The sequence below is a fragment of the Exiguobacterium sp. Leaf196 genome (assembly GCF_001423965.1).
Lineage (GTDB): Bacteria > Bacillota > Bacilli > Exiguobacteriales > Exiguobacteriaceae > Exiguobacterium_A.
On sequence record NZ_LMPV01000013.1, the window covers coordinates 19,646 to 35,050 of the forward strand.

Sequence of the window (15,405 nt, forward strand, 5' to 3'; positions counted from 1 at the left end):
AGAAATCATGTAATTATTTTTTAGAACGACGGACGATATATTTATCGCTCGCTTTGTTTTTCTTACGAGTTTTGTATCCGAGTGCCGGTTTACCCCAAGGAGTAAGTGGGCCCGAACGACCGATTGGAGCACGTCCTTCACCACCACCGTGTGGGTGATCGACTGGGTTCATGACAGAACCACGAACTGTAGGACGTTTTCCGAGCCAGCGTGAACGACCAGCTTTACCGATATTGACGAGCTCGTGCTCTTCATTACCGACAGCGCCGACTGTTGCACGGCAAGTAGCAAGGATCATACGAGTTTCGCCTGATTGAAGACGAACGATCGCGTATTTACCATCTTTACCGAGAAGCTGAGCAGAAGTACCAGCTGCGCGAACGAGCTGACCACCTTTACCTGGCTTAAGTTCGATGTTGTGGATCAACGTACCGACTGGGATGTTTGAAAGTGGAAGAGCATTACCGACTTTAATGTCAGCTTCTGGTCCAGCCATGACTTGCATGTCTACTTTCAAGCCTTTCGGTGCGAGGATGTAGCGTTTTTCACCATCGATGTAGTGGATCAATGCGATGTTAGCAGAGCGGTTTGGATCGTACTCAATTGTAGCGACACGACCAGCGATGCCATCCTTGTTCCGTTTGAAGTCGATGATACGATATTTACGTTTGTGTCCGCCACCTTGGTGACGTACTGTCAAGCGACCTTGGTTGTTACGTCCGCCCTTTTTCGAAAGCTTTTCAGTTAACGATTTTTCAGGACGTGAAGCCGTAATCTCAGCAAAGTCAAGTGCAGTCATATTACGACGACCGTTAGTGGTCGGTTTAAACTTTTTAATTCCCATCGAGAGTTCCCTCCTTTTCTACAGAGTTCCGATTAACCGAGGTAATCGAGTTCTTTGCTATCTGCAGTAAGCGTGACGACCGCTTTTTTGCGGCGTGCTGTGTAACCAGCGTGACGACCTACGCGTTTTGCTTTTGGTTTTGAGATCAATGTGTTGACTTTGTCAACTTTCACTCCGAAGATCGCTTCGACTGCATCTTTGATTTGAGTCTTAGATGCCTTCACGTCTACTTCGAATGTGTACTTTTTCTCAGCCATTTGGTTTACTGAACGTTCAGTAATGACAGGACGTTTGATAATGTCGTGTGTGTGTGCCATTATGCAAGCACCTCCTCTACTCTCGCAACAGCGTCCTTCGTAATGATGACTTTGTCATGAGCGACAAGATCAAGGACGTTTACACCTGCAGCGTCAACGACTGTGACACCCGGGATGTTGCGTGTTGAAAGAACGACTGACTCGTTGTAATCAGCAGTAACGACGAGAACTTTACGTTCGATTGAAAGAGCAGCGAATACTGCGATCATGTCCTTAGTTTTAGGAGCATCGATTGTCAATCCTTCAAGAACGATGAACTCGTTGTTAGCGACTTTCGAAGAAAGTGCTGAACGAAGTGCGAGACGACGAACCTTTTTAGGAAGTTTGTAAGCGTACGAACGTGGTGTTGGACCGAAGACTGTTCCACCGCCAACCCATTGTGGCGAACGGATCGAACCTTGGCGTGCACGACCAGTACCTTTTTGTTTCCATGGTTTACGGCCGCCACCGCGAACTTCCGAGCGACCTTTTGTATCATGTGTACCTTGGCGACGTGAAGCTTGTTGCATGACGATTGCATCGTATACGACTGCTTCATTTGGCTCGATTCCGAAAACGGCATCTGCGAGCTCGATGTCTCCAACTTGTGTACCTGTTTGGTTAAGCAAAGCTACTTTAGGCATTCGTTATTCCTCCTTTCCTTGCAAACGGATTAGTTGCCTTTAACCGCAGTTTTGATGACAACTTGGCTCTTACGTGCGCCTGGGATAGCACCCTTGACGAGGAGTAAGCCGCGTTCTGCATCAACTTTTACGATTTCAAGGTTTTGAACAGTGATTTGCTCTCCACCCATGCGTCCAGGGAGCAATTTCCCTTTGAATACACGGTTAGGAGCAACAGGACCCATTGAACCTGGGCGACGGTGGTAACGCGAACCGTGAGCCATTGGACCACGTGATTGGTTGTGACGCTTGATTGCACCAGCGAAACCTTTACCTTTCGACGTACCTGTTACATCAACCATTTCGCCTGCAGCGAAAGTATCTGCTTTAATCTCTTGACCGATTTCGAAATCTGCTACTGATGTACGGATTTCTTTAATGAAGCGCTTAGGTGTCGCGTTTGCTTTCGCAGCGTGACCTTTTTGCGGTTTGTTTTGACGACCTTCTTTGATATCACCAAAGCCGAGTTGAACTGCTTCGTAACCGTCAACTTCCGTTGTTTTCAATTGAAGAACAACGTTACCTTCGACTGAAACGACAGTAACAGGGACGACTTCGCCTGACTCGTTGAAGATTTGTGTCATACCGAGTTTAGTTCCTAAGATTCCTTTAGCCATGAGATACACCTCCTAATATTGAATGATTTTGATCTTCTGGCTAGTATCAACTATCTATAGAAGAAAAATTAAAGTTTGATTTCGATGTCAACGCCCGATGGAAGTTCGAGACGCATAAGCGCATCAACAGTTTTCGGTGTTGGGTTAACGATGTCGATCAAACGTTTGTGTGTACGCATTTCGAACTGCTCACGAGCATCTTTGTACTTGTGAACGGCACGAAGTACTGTGTAGACCGCTTTCTCCGTTGGGAGTGGGATCGGACCAGATACAGTAGCACCTGAACGTTTTGCTGTGTCGACAATCTTCTCAGCCGATTGATCAAGCACGCGGTGATCGTATGCTTTCAAACGGATCCGAATTTTTTCATTTGCCATGTTATTTCCCTCCTTTTCGCCTATTTCGTAAATAGACATTCTCCGCGGAAATTTCCACACTAGCCATGGCAATGCCGCCTGGTGTGTCATAACCTCCCGCTTCATCGCGTTGTGTTTGTGACCAACATATTCTATCATACTGAATCACCAGCAAGAATGCAAGCACTAATAAAAATAGAATATGTATTCAAGTCTCTCACCACTCGCACAAACACTTTCCTCAGTATATAAGATGTCAGACCATGTTGCAAGACTGTTTTCAAAGAAATGAAAAAAGGTCTTCCGCCACGGGAGACGGAAGACCTTTGTCTTAAAAATTACTCAACGATTTCTGTAACTGATCCAGCGCCTACTGTACGGCCACCTTCACGGATTGAGAAACGAGTTTCTTTTTCAAGAGCGATTGGTGCGATGAGTTCAACAGTCATTTCGATGTTGTCCCCAGGCATAACCATTTCAGTACCTTCTGGAAGTTGAACCATACCAGTTACGTCAGTTGTACGGAAGTAGAACTGCGGGCGGTAGTTCGCGAAGAATGGCGTGTGACGGCCACCCTCTTCTTTAGAAAGAACGTAAACTTGCGCTTTGAACTTTTTGTGTGGTGTGATTGTGTTTGGTTTCGCGAGAACTTGTCCACGCTCGATGTCGTCACGTGATACACCACGGAGAAGAGCACCGATGTTGTCGCCAGCTTCAGCATAGTCAAGAAGCTTACGGAACATCTCTACACCAGTACATACTGATTTTTTAGTTTCTTCGTGAAGACCAACGATTTCGATTTCGTCGTTGACTTTAAGAACTCCACGCTCAACGCGGCCAGTAGCAACTGTACCACGACCAGTGATTGAGAAGACATCCTCAACTGGCATCATGAAGTCTTTTTCAGTGTCACGAGTTGGTTCTGGGATGTACTCATCGACAGCTGCCATGAGTTCCATGATTTTTTCTTCCCATTTAGCTTCGCCGTTAAGCGCGCCAAGAGCAGAACCTTGGATAACTGGGAGGTCATCACCTGGGAAGTCATACTCAGAAAGAAGTTCACGGATTTCCATTTCGACGAGCTCAAGAAGCTCTTCGTCGTCAACCATGTCAACTTTGTTCATGAATACTACGATGAAAGGAACACCTACTTGACGTGAAAGCAAGATGTGCTCACGTGTTTGTGGCATTGGACCATCTGTTGCAGAAACAACGAGGATCGCGCCGTCCATTTGTGCAGCACCAGTGATCATGTTTTTAACATAGTCAGCGTGACCTGGGCAGTCAACGTGTGCATAGTGGCGTTTGTCTGTTTCGTACTCGATGTGAGCTGTTGCGATTGTGATACCGCGCTCGCGCTCTTCTGGAGCACCATCGATTTGGTCAAACTTAGTTGCAGCTTTACCTTGTGATTTTGCAAGTACAGCTGAGATAGCTGCTGTCAAAGTTGTTTTACCGTGGTCGACGTGGCCGATTGTACCAACGTTAACGTGCGGTTTAGAACGGTCGAATTTTTCCTTACCCATTCTGAATTCCTCCTCTATGTGTCTAATAATTTTTTATAACTAGGAAGGTGAGTCGTAAGATAACGTACACCTTCCTTAGCTTACACTAATCATAAAAGCGTGACAACCTGTGAAGGATTAGCCGTTTGCTTTTTTGATGATTTCTTCTGCAACTGATTTCGGTACTTCTTCGTAGTGATCGAAGTGCATCGAGTACGTTCCGCGACCTTGTGTGCGTGAACGAAGACCAGTAGCGTATCCGAACATTTCAGAAAGTGGAATCATTGAACGGACAACTTGAGCGTTACCGCGTGCTTCCATACCTTCTACGCGACCACGGCGTGATGTAACATCACCCATGATGTCTCCCATGTATTCGTCTGGGATGACGATTTCAACTTTCATCATTGGCTCAAGGATAACAGCGCCGCTCTTATCTTTAAGTTGTTTGACTGCCATTGAAGCCGCAACTTTAAATGCCATCTCGTTTGAGTCGACATCGTGGTACGATCCGAAGACGAGTGAAGCTTTTACGTCAACGACCGGGTAACCAGCAAGGATACCGTTTTGAAGTGCTTCTTCGATTCCGTTCTCAACCGCTGGGATGTATTCACGTGGAACAACACCACCGACGATTTTGTTGTTGAACTCGAAGCCAGCGCCTTCTTCGTTCGGCTCGAATTCTACGACGACGTGACCATACTGACCACGACCACCAGATTGACGAGCGAACTTCGAATCGATCTTCGCCGCTTGGCGGATCGTTTCACGGTAAGCTACTTGTGGAGCACCAACGTTTGCTTCGACTTTGAACTCGCGACGCATACGGTCAACGATGATGTCGAGGTGAAGCTCACCCATACCTGAGATGATCGTTTGACCAGTCTCTGGGTTTGTTTCAGTGCGGAACGTTGGATCCTCTTCAGCAAGCTTAGCGAGGGCTTGACCCATTTTATCTTGGTCAGCTTTCGTTTTTGGTTCGATAGCGACCGAGATAACTGGTTCTGGGAATGTCATTGATTCGAGAACGACGTTGTCTTTCTCTGCACAAAGCGTATCTCCAGTAGTCGTATCTTTCAAACCTACAGCTGCAGCGATGTCACCCGCGTATACCATCGGGATCTCTTCACGGCTGTTTGCGTGCATTTGAAGGATACGTCCAAGACGCTCACGTTTGCCTTTTGTTGAGTTTTTAACGTACGATCCTGCCGAAGCTGTACCAGAGTACACACGGAAGAATGTCAATTTACCGACGTAAGGGTCAGTCATGACTTTGAACGCGAGTGCAGAGAATGGTGCTTCGTCCGAAGACTCACGCACGATTTCTTCATCCGTATCCATGTCGATACCTGAGATCGCTTTTACGTCGATTGGTGATGGGAGGTAATCGAGAACTGCGTCAAGCATAAGCTGAACACCTTTGTTCTTGAATGCCGAACCTACGAGTACAGGATAGAAGTCAACTGTCAGAGTTGCTTTACGGATAGCCGCTTTCAACTCGTCGATTGTGATTTCTTCACCCTCGAGGTATTTCATCATCAATTCTTCTTCGTAATCCGCAACTGCTTCGATCAATGATCCACGGAGTTCTTCAGCTTGATCAGCGAGATCAGCTGGGAAACCGTCAGTCACTTCGATGTCAGTTCCAAGATCGTTACCGTACATGTATGTTTTCTGTTCGACGAGGTCGATGATTCCTTTGAATTCATCTTCCGCACCGATTGGAATTTGGATCGCGTGTGCGTTCGCTTGGAGGCGTTCGCGAAGCGTTCCGACCGAGTACAAGAAGTCTGCACCGATTTTATCCATTTTGTTAACGAAAACGATACGTGGTACGCCGTAAGTTGTAGCTTGGCGCCATACTGTCTCAGTTTGTGGCTCAACACCAGACTGAGCGTCAAGTACTGCTACCGCACCATCAAGTACGCGAAGTGAACGTTCAACCTCAACTGTGAAGTCTACGTGTCCAGGTGTATCGATGATGTTTACGCGGTTACCTTTCCATTGAGCAGTTGTTGCTGCCGATGTAATCGTGATCCCACGCTCTTGCTCTTGCTCCATCCAGTCCATTTGTGAAGCACCTTCGTGCGTTTCACCAATCTTGTGGATACGACCCGTGTAATACAGGATACGCTCAGTCGTTGTTGTTTTACCAGCATCGATGTGAGCCATGATCCCGATGTTACGAGTGTTCTTAAGGGAGAATTCTCTTGCCATCTTTAAACATTCTCCTTTCGCATTTTAGTTTAGTGGTCGTGTGTTGCCACACGTCATGACTATACCCGAAAGCCACCTCATAATTCCATTAAAAATGGCATGCATGAGGTGGTGATTTTCGGAATTACCAGCGGTAGTGAGCAAACGCTTTGTTCGCTTCCGCCATTTTGTGCATATCTTCGCGCTTCTTAACAGAAGCACCAGTGTTGTTTGCAGCGTCCATGATTTCGTTAGCAAGGCGCGCATCCATAGTTTTTTCGTTACGGAGACGTGAGTAGTTCACGAGGTAACGAAGTGCGAGTGTCGTACGACGCTCTGGGCGAACTTCGACAGGAACTTGATAGTTAGCTCCACCTACACGGCGTGCTTTAACTTCAAGAACTGGCATGATGTTGTTCATCGCTTCTTCAAAGACTTCCATTGCATCGCGACCTGAACGTTCAGCGATAGTTTCGAAAGCTTTGTATAAGATTTGTTGAGCAGTACCTTTTTTACCATCTAACATAAGACGGTTGATAAGGCGGGTAACGAGTTTAGAGTTGTAGATCGGATCAGCCATTACATCACGACGTTCTGCTTGACCTTTACGTGGCATTCCGAGTCCCTCCTTTCATATAGTGAGGTGATATCTTAAGATATCTAGATTATTTTTTAACTTTAGGACGTTTAGTACCGTATTTCGAACGACCTTGCATACGGCCGTCAACACCAGCTGTATCAAGCGCACCACGAACGATGTGGTAACGTACCCCTGGTAAGTCTTTTACGCGGCCGCCGCGGATAAGAACAACACTGTGCTCTTGAAGGTTGTGGCCGATACCTGGGATGTAAGCTGTTACTTCCATTGTGTTCGTCAAACGTACACGTGCATATTTACGAAGAGCCGAGTTCGGTTTCTTCGGAGTCATTGTACCTACACGAGTACAAACACCACGTTTTTGTGGTGAGCTGATGTCAGTACGAGCTTTAATGAAGCTGTTGTACCCTTTGTTCAGCGCTGGCGAATCTGATTTCACAACTTTTGATTGACGTCCTTTACGGACTAATTGGTTGATAGTAGGCATCTTTGAGATCCTCCCTTCCTGAATTCATGACAAATTTCAAAACCACCGAGCCGGGTGGTTCATCGAAAGTCATAATGAAACGTTTTGCGTGGCTCAGGCATTCCATCGCCACACAAAACGCATTATCAAACTTTCTTAATGGCAACAGCAGTTGCTGCGACATCGATTCCACAAGCTTTTCCAAGCTCTTGCTTAGAAGGAACATTCACGACTGGAACGTTAGCTTGTTTCGCCGCTTCGAGCAATGCTTGTTTTACGTGTTCATCTGCGTCATCCGCAATGATCACTTCCGACGCCTTGCCAGATCGCAATGCTTTGAGCGTTTGCTTTTGACCGACAAACTTCAAATCTGCGCCGACTACTTTTTTGTAAGACATGAAGATATCCTCCAAAATAACACAGCCGGTTGGCAACACTATATCATAGTAGCACCGCCATACCGGCGTGTCAAGGCGTTTTATTCTACCGGAGAATCGGCTTCTACAGGTGCTTCGCCAGCTACTTCGAGATCGATCTGACGGTAACGTGACATCCCAGTACCAGCTGGAACCAACTTACCGATGATGACGTTCTCTTTCAAGCCGCGAAGGTAGTCGCTCTTCCCTTTAATCGCTGCATCCGTAAGGACACGAGTCGTTTCTTGGAACGACGCAGCCGATAGGAATGAATCTGTTTCAAGTGACGCTTTCGTGATACCGAGAAGAACTGGTTTCGCCGAAGCGAGAGCTTTCCCGTTACGGAGCGCTTCTTTACAAGCTTCCTTGAACGTGCTGATATCGACGAGCGAACCTGGTAAGAGTGAAGTCTCACCAGACTCGATGACACGTACGCGACGGATCATTTGGCGAACCATGACCTCGACGTGTTTGTCACCGATCTCAACCCCTTGCATCCGGTATACTTTTTGAACTTCTTGAAGCAAGTAGTTCTGAACGCCGGATACACCTTTAACGTTCAAGAGTTCTTTCGGATCGATCGAACCTTCCGTGAAGACTTGACCGGCTTTGACGTCGTCCCCAAGCTGAACACGTAGACGCGAACCGAATGGGATCGTGTATGTGCGTGTTTCGCTGAGTCCTTGGACCGTCAATTCACGTTTGTCACGCGATTCCGTGAAATCGATGACTTGACCATCGATTTCCGAGATGACCGCTTGCCCTTTCGGGTTACGCGCTTCGAACAACTCTTGGATACGCGGAAGACCTTGTGTGATATCGTCCCCGGCAACCCCACCTGTGTGGAAGGTACGCATCGTAAGCTGCGTTCCTGGCTCACCGATTGATTGTGCCGCGATGATACCGACAGCTTCGCCGACTTCGACGTCGTTGCCTGTTGCCAAGTTGCGTCCGTAACATTTCTTACAGACACCATGGCTTGTGTTACAAGTGAAGGCAGTACGGATCTCAACGTTGTCGACACCTGCGTCAGTGATGACACGCGCGATGTCTTCATCGATGAGTTCGTTCGTCGAAACGAGGACTTCTCCTGTTTCAGGGTGAACGACGTTTTCGAATGCAGTACGGCCGACGAGGCGGTCGTAAAGGCTTTCGATTTCTTCCGTTCCTTCACGGAGTGCTGTGACGCGGATACCACGATCCGTTCCACAATCATCTTCACGGATGATGACGTCTTGAGCGACGTCAACGAGACGACGAGTCAGGTAACCTGAGTCAGCCGTTTTCAAGGCTGTATCGGCAAGACCTTTACGCGCACCGTGTGTCGAGATGAAGTATTCCTGTACCGTTAGACCCTCACGGAACGATGATTTGATCGGGAGCTCGATGATCCGTCCACTTGGAGCGGCCATGAGTCCACGCATACCAGCGAGCTGCGTGAAGTTCGACGCGTTACCACGGGCACCGGAGTCACTCATCATGAAGATCGGGTTGAGACGGTTGAGGGATTTCATCAGACGAGACTGAATTTCATCCTTCGCATCATTCCACGATTTAACGACGCGCTCATAGCGCTCGTCTTCTGTGATGAGACCACGACGGTACGATTTCATGACGCGGTCGACATTGTCCTGGGCTTCAACAAGAATCTCTTGTTTATCCGGAAGAACGATGATGTCCGCGATCCCTACCGTGATACCGGCACGAGTCGAGTGTTTGAATCCGAGGTTTTTCATGCGGTCGAGCATGCGGCTTGTTTCTGTCGTCTCAAACCGTTTGAAGACTTCCGCGATGACATTTCCAAGGAATCCTTTTTTGAACGGGTCGATGATCGGACGGTTCTTCAGTTCTGCCGCGACATCTGTTCCTTTTTCAAGGAAGTACTTGTCTGGCGTCGCTTCTTGAAGGTTCGTCATCGTTGGTTCGTTCAAGTAAGGGAACGTCGTTGGGAGGATCTCGTTGAAGATCAACTTACCGACTGTTGTAATCAATAATTTCTCGTTTTGCTCTTCCGTGAATGTCGGGTTCTTGAGAACGCCGGCTGGAATCGCAACACGTGTATGGAAGTGCGCATAACCGTTTTGATAAGCGATGAGCGCTTCGTTCACTGTCGAGAAGATTTTACCTTCGCCGATCGCATTTTCGCGCTCGAGCGTGAGGTAGTAGTTACCGAGGACCATATCCTGCGATGGTGTAACAACAGGTTTACCGTCTTTCGGGTTCAAGATGTTTTGTGCAGCGAGCATGAGAAGACGCGCTTCTGCTTGTGCTTCTGCCGAAAGTGGTACGTGAACCGCCATTTGGTCACCATCGAAATCGGCGTTGTATGCCGTACATACGAGTGGGTGAAGGCGAATCGCGCGTCCTTCGACGAGCGTTGGTTCGAATGCCTGGATACCGAGACGGTGAAGTGTCGGTGCACGGTTTAAGAGAACCGGATGCTCACGGATGACTTCTTCGAGGACATCCCAGATTTCAGGTTGAACGCGCTCGATTTTCCGTTTCGCACTCTTGATGTTCGGTGCGATGCCACGAGAGACGAGTTCTTTCATGACGAACGGTTTGAAGAGTTCAAGGGCCATTTCTTTTGGAAGACCACATTGATACATCTTCAGATTCGGACCAACGACGATAACCGAACGACCAGAGTAGTCGACACGTTTACCGAGCAAGTTTTGACGGAAACGTCCTTGTTTCCCTTTCAACATGTGTGAAAGTGATTTAAGTGGACGGTTACCTGGTCCAGTGACTGGACGACCACGACGACCGTTATCGATCAAAGCATCGACTGCTTCTTGAAGCATCCGTTTTTCATTCTGAACGATGATGTTCGGAGCACCAAGGTCAAGAAGACGCTTGAGACGGTTGTTACGGTTGATGACGCGGCGGTACAAGTCGTTCAAGTCAGACGTCGCGAAACGTCCGCCATCGAGTTGAACCATCGGACGAAGTTCCGGTGGGATGACTGGAAGTACTTCAAGCACCATCCATTCTGGATTGTTGCCCGAGTTACGGAAAGCATCGAGAACTTCAAGACGTTTGATCGCACGCGTACGACGTTGTCCTTGAATCATACGAAGTTCTTCACGTAATGCAGCGACTTCTTTATCAAGTTCCACGTCACGGAGCAATTTACGAACTGCTTCCGCACCCATTTCAGCAGTAAACGAACGACCGAACTTCTCACGATAGGCACGGTATTCTTTCTCTGAAAGGAGTTGTTTCTTCTCAAGTGTCGATTCGCCTGGATCTGTTACGACGTACGACGCGAAGTAGATGATCTCTTCTAACGCACGTGGTGACATGTCGAGGACGAGTCCCATACGGCTAGGAATTCCTTTGAAGTACCAGATGTGCGAAACCGGTGCTGCGAGCTCGATGTGACCCATGCGCTCCCGACGGACTTTCGACTTCGTGACTTCAACGCCACAGCGATCACAAATGATTCCTTTATAGCGGATCCGTTTGTATTTACCACAGTAACATTCCCAGTCTTTTGTTGGACCAAAAATACGTTCACAGAACAAACCATCTTTCTCCGGTTTGAGTGTACGATAGTTGATCGTCTCCGGCTTTTTCACTTCCCCGAAAGACCATGAACGGATCTTTTCGGGGGAAGCGAGGCCGATTTGCATATATTCAAATCTATTAACATCTACCAAGGGGTGGACCTCCCTTTCGCTTATTCCTCTTCAGTAACAACTGGTGCGACAGGCGCTTGAACTTCTTCGAGTGCTGGAGTCGCGTTCGGGATATTGTCCTCGTCTTCGTCACGCATTTCGATCTCTTCATCATCAGCAGACATCATCTTAACGTCCATACCGAGGGATTGAAGCTCTTTAATGAGGACTCGGAACGATTCCGGTACGCCCGGTTGTGGTACATTCTCACCTTTGACGATTGCTTCGTACGCTTTGACACGACCGATCGTATCATCCGACTTGATTGTAAGGATTTCTTGGAGCGTGTAGGCTGCGCCGTATGCTTCAAGTGCCCATACTTCCATCTCACCGAAACGCTGACCACCGAACTGGGCTTTACCACCGAGCGGTTGTTGTGTAACGAGTGAGTATGGTCCTGTCGAACGTGCGTGAAGTTTATCATCGACCATGTGAGCAAGTTTAATCATATACATGACACCGACAGAGATACGGTTATCGAACGCTTCACCCGAACGACCATCATAAAGGACAGTCTTCGCGTCGCGATCCATACCTGCTTCTTCAATCGTTGCCCAAACATCTTCCTCACGCGCACCATCGAATACTGGTGATGCGACTTTAATGCCGAGTTGACGTGCTGCCATCCCGAGGTGAAGCTCGAGCAACTGCCCGATGTTCATCCGTGATGGAACCCCAAGTGGGTTCAACATGATGTCAATTGGCGTACCGTCTGGCATGTACGGCATGTCTTCTTCTGGAAGGATACGTGAGATAACACCTTTGTTACCGTGACGACCCGCCATTTTATCACCCTCGTGAATCTTACGCTTCTGAACGATGTAAGCACGGATCAACTGGTTGACACCAGGTGAGAGCTCGTCCCCATTATCGCGGTCGAAGATTTTGACATCGAGAATGATTCCATCACCACCGTGTGGAACACGGAGAGATGTATCACGGACTTCACGTGCTTTTTCACCGAAGATTGCATGAAGAAGACGTTCTTCCGCTGTCAATTCCGTTACACCCTTCGGCGTAACTTTACCGACGAGGATATCGCCGTCCTTGACTTCCGCACCGACGCGGATGATTCCGCGATCGTCGAGGTTTTTCAAGGCATCATCACCGACGTTCGGAATATCACGTGTGATTTCTTCCGGTCCGAGTTTCGTATCACGCGACTCACATTCGTATTCTTCGATGTGGATCGATGTGTAGACGTCGTCTTTGACAAGACGTTCACTCATGATGACAGCATCCTCATAGTTGTAACCATCCCATGTCATGAAACCGACGAGTACGTTACGACCAAGCGCAAGTTCCCCACCGTCCATCGATGGACCATCTGCAAGGATCTCGCCTTTATCGACTGGGTCGCCTGCTTTGATGATTGGTTTTTGGTTATAACACGTTCCTTGGTTAGAACGGATGAATTTTTGAATCTTGTAACGGTCGAGTTCACCTTCGACGATGTTGCCATCGACTTCCGTCGTACGACGGACAAGGATTTCACGCGCCGTAACGCGCTCAGCGATCCCTGCGTGCTTCGCAACAACAGCGGCTCCTGAGTCTTTTGCAGACACGTACTCCATACCTGTACCGACAATCGGAGATTCCGGGTTCAGAAGTGGGACGGCCTGACGTTGCATGTTCGCTCCCATGAGGGCACGGTTCGAGTCATCGTTCTCAAGGAACGGGATACAAGCCGTTGCGGCAGATACAACCTGCTTCGGTGAAACGTCCATATAATCGACACGTGCTGGTTCAACAGACAAGTTTTGTCCACGGAAACGTGAAAGGACGTGTGAATCTTGGAACGTCTTCTCTTCCGTCAACAACATGTTTGCCTGTGCGACGACGTAGAGATCCTCTTCGTCTGCAGTCATGTAATGGATTTCATCTGTGACGACGCCCGTTTCCGGATCGACACGACGATATGGTGCTTCGATGAAGCCGTACTCATTGACCTTCGCGTACGAAGACAACGAGTTGATCAAACCGATGTTTGGTCCCTCTGGCGTTTCGATCGGACACATACGGGAATAGTGCGAGTAGTGTACGTCACGAACTTCGAAACCAGCGCGCTCACGTGTCAAACCACCGGGTCCGAGTGCTGAAAGACGACGTTTGTGCGTCAATTCTGCAAGCGGGTTCGTTTGGTCCATGAACTGAGACAACTGCGAGCTACCGAAGAACTCTTTAATCGATGCGATAACTGGACGAATGTTGATCAATGCCTGTGGCGTGATCGCATTCTGATCCTGAATCGACATCCGTTCTTTAACGACACGTTCCATCCGCGAGAGACCGATCCGGAATTGATTCTGGAGCAGCTCACCGACTGAACGGAGACGACGGTTACCGAGGTGATCGATATCGTCTGTCGTACCGACTTCATGCAACAAGTTGAAGAAGTAGTTGATGGCAGCAATCATGTCAGCAGGCGTGATGTGCTTGATGTCACGATCGATGTTACCGTTACCGATGATATTGATGATGCGTTCACCTTCAGCATCGTCCGGTGCGAACACCTTGATTGACTGTAAGTTGAAAGCCTCACCCTGCGTTACGCCGCCTGTTGGCGTCGCTTCGATGTAACCAACGGATCCTTCAAGGAATGGAAGGACTTTATCGAGCATACGACGATCAAGGACCGTTCCTGCTTCCGCGATGACTTCACCTGTCTCTGGGTCAACGAGCGTTTCCGCAAGTTTCTGACCGAAAAGACGGTTCTTAAGATGAAGCTTTTTATTGATTTTATAACGACCAACGTTTGCCAAATCATAACGTTTCGGGTCAAAGAAGCGCGACACGAGTAACGCTTTTGCGTTTTCGACTGTCGGCGGCTCTCCCGGACGTAGACGCTCATAAATCTCGATGAGGGCTTTTTCCGTTGATTCCGTATTATCTTTTTCAAGTGAATTCCGGAGGTACTCATCATCACCGAGAAGATCGATGATTTCCTGATCCGTACCGAAACCAAGAGCACGTAAAAGAACCGTTACTGGAATCTTACGCGTGCGATCAATGCGAACATAAACGATGTCTTTCGCGTCTGTCTCGAGCTCGAGCCATGCACCACGGTTTGGAATGACTGTCGCGGAGAACCCACGCTTACCGTTCTTATCTAACTTATTGTTGTAATAAACACTTGGCGAACGAACAAGCTGCGAAACGATTACGCGTTCCGCTCCATTGATGATGAATGTTCCCGACTCCGTCATAAGCGGGAAGTCACCCATGAAGACTTCTTGTTCTTTCAATTCACCCGTCTCTTTATTTTGAAGACGGACTTTAACGCGTAGTGGTGCCGAATAGGTCACGTCGCGCTCTTTCGATTCATCGATCGAATACTTCGGCTCTCCGAGCGAGTAGTCGATGAATTCTAATACGAGATTCCCTGTGAAATCGGAAATCGGCGAAATGTCATGAAACATTTCACGAAGACCTTCCCGCAGGAACCACTCATACGAATTCGTTTGAATCTCGATTAAGTTTGGAAGTTCCAATACTTCGCTGATACGTGCATAGCTTCTTCTCTGACGGTGACGACCGTACTGAACAAGTTGACCAGTCAACTGATTCACCTCTCAGACCCACTTCTTCTTATAGAGAAGGACGGGTGTAATATCGAACATTGAAGCCATTTTTTGATTGATAAGCGCAAAAAAGCGACGTCTTGTCTACTCAATCATCTGTAGTCGAGAACGCCAGCTGCTTTCAAACATCTTATCCAAAAATCACTCCAATGGCATTTTATAATACT

12 protein-coding genes are annotated in these 15,405 nt (G+C 48.0%); all 12 read right to left on the reverse strand.

Features of this window, described 5'->3' with window-relative positions; all coding sequences use genetic code 11:
* Positions 1–13 precede the first annotated feature (13 nt).
* The 12 genes from rplB to rpoB all read right to left on the reverse strand — a co-directional run bounded on the left by rplB (position 14) and on the right by rpoB (position 15,217).
* On the reverse strand, positions 14–844 hold the full coding sequence (gene rplB, locus ASG02_RS15210) for a 50S ribosomal protein L2 (protein ID WP_023466632.1): 831 nt from the start codon (positions 842–844) through the stop codon (positions 14–16).
* A 32-nt stretch (positions 845–876) separates the two neighbouring features.
* The gene (gene rplW, locus ASG02_RS15215; RefSeq protein WP_023466631.1) at positions 877–1,161 is read right to left on the reverse strand and encodes a 50S ribosomal protein L23; all 285 of its coding nucleotides are present in this window, start codon (positions 1,159–1,161) and stop codon (positions 877–879) included.
* A complete protein-coding gene (gene rplD / locus ASG02_RS15220; RefSeq protein ID WP_023466630.1) occupies positions 1,161–1,784 on the reverse strand; it encodes a 50S ribosomal protein L4 in 624 nt (207 codons plus the stop codon). The genes rplW and rplD overlap by 1 nt, the downstream gene beginning before the upstream one ends.
* Before the next feature lie 29 nt (positions 1,785–1,813).
* Entirely contained in the window at positions 1,814–2,440 is a 627-nt protein-coding gene (gene rplC / locus ASG02_RS15225) for a 50S ribosomal protein L3 (protein ID WP_023466629.1), read from the reverse strand.
* Between the two features lie 68 nt (positions 2,441–2,508).
* Complete coding sequence (rpsJ, locus tag ASG02_RS15230; protein ID WP_029343090.1) at positions 2,509–2,817, reverse strand: 30S ribosomal protein S10; 309 nt, start codon at positions 2,815–2,817, stop codon at positions 2,509–2,511.
* A gap of 317 nt (positions 2,818–3,134) precedes the next feature.
* Positions 3,135–4,322 carry an elongation factor Tu gene (gene tuf / locus ASG02_RS15235; protein WP_056064893.1) on the reverse strand — a complete coding sequence of 396 codons (1,188 nt, stop codon included), beginning with the start codon at positions 4,320–4,322 and terminating at the stop codon, positions 3,135–3,137.
* Between the two features lie 117 nt (positions 4,323–4,439).
* Positions 4,440–6,518, reverse strand: a complete 2,079-nt coding sequence (fusA, locus tag ASG02_RS15240; protein ID WP_035413156.1) for an elongation factor G — start codon at positions 6,516–6,518, stop codon at positions 4,440–4,442.
* A gap of 124 nt (positions 6,519–6,642) precedes the next feature.
* On the reverse strand, positions 6,643–7,113 hold the full coding sequence (gene rpsG / locus ASG02_RS15245) for a 30S ribosomal protein S7 (protein WP_023466623.1): 471 nt from the start codon (positions 7,111–7,113) through the stop codon (positions 6,643–6,645).
* Positions 7,114–7,162: 49 nt separating this feature from the next.
* A complete protein-coding gene (rpsL, locus tag ASG02_RS15250) occupies positions 7,163–7,582 on the reverse strand; it encodes a 30S ribosomal protein S12 (RefSeq protein WP_023466621.1) in 420 nt (139 codons plus the stop codon).
* Between the two features lie 125 nt (positions 7,583–7,707).
* Positions 7,708–7,959 (reverse strand): ribosomal L7Ae/L30e/S12e/Gadd45 family protein, encoded by a 252-nt coding sequence (locus tag ASG02_RS15255; RefSeq protein WP_056064895.1) that lies wholly within the window; start codon positions 7,957–7,959, stop codon positions 7,708–7,710.
* Positions 7,960–8,039: 80 nt separating this feature from the next.
* Positions 8,040–11,639 carry a DNA-directed RNA polymerase subunit beta' gene (gene rpoC, locus ASG02_RS15260; RefSeq protein WP_056064898.1) on the reverse strand — a complete coding sequence of 1,200 codons (3,600 nt, stop codon included), beginning with the start codon at positions 11,637–11,639 and terminating at the stop codon, positions 8,040–8,042.
* A 20-nt stretch (positions 11,640–11,659) separates the two neighbouring features.
* Positions 11,660–15,217 carry a DNA-directed RNA polymerase subunit beta gene (gene rpoB, locus ASG02_RS15265; protein WP_035399374.1) on the reverse strand — a complete coding sequence of 1,186 codons (3,558 nt, stop codon included), beginning with the start codon at positions 15,215–15,217 and terminating at the stop codon, positions 11,660–11,662.
* Positions 15,218–15,405: the final 188 nt, after the last annotated feature.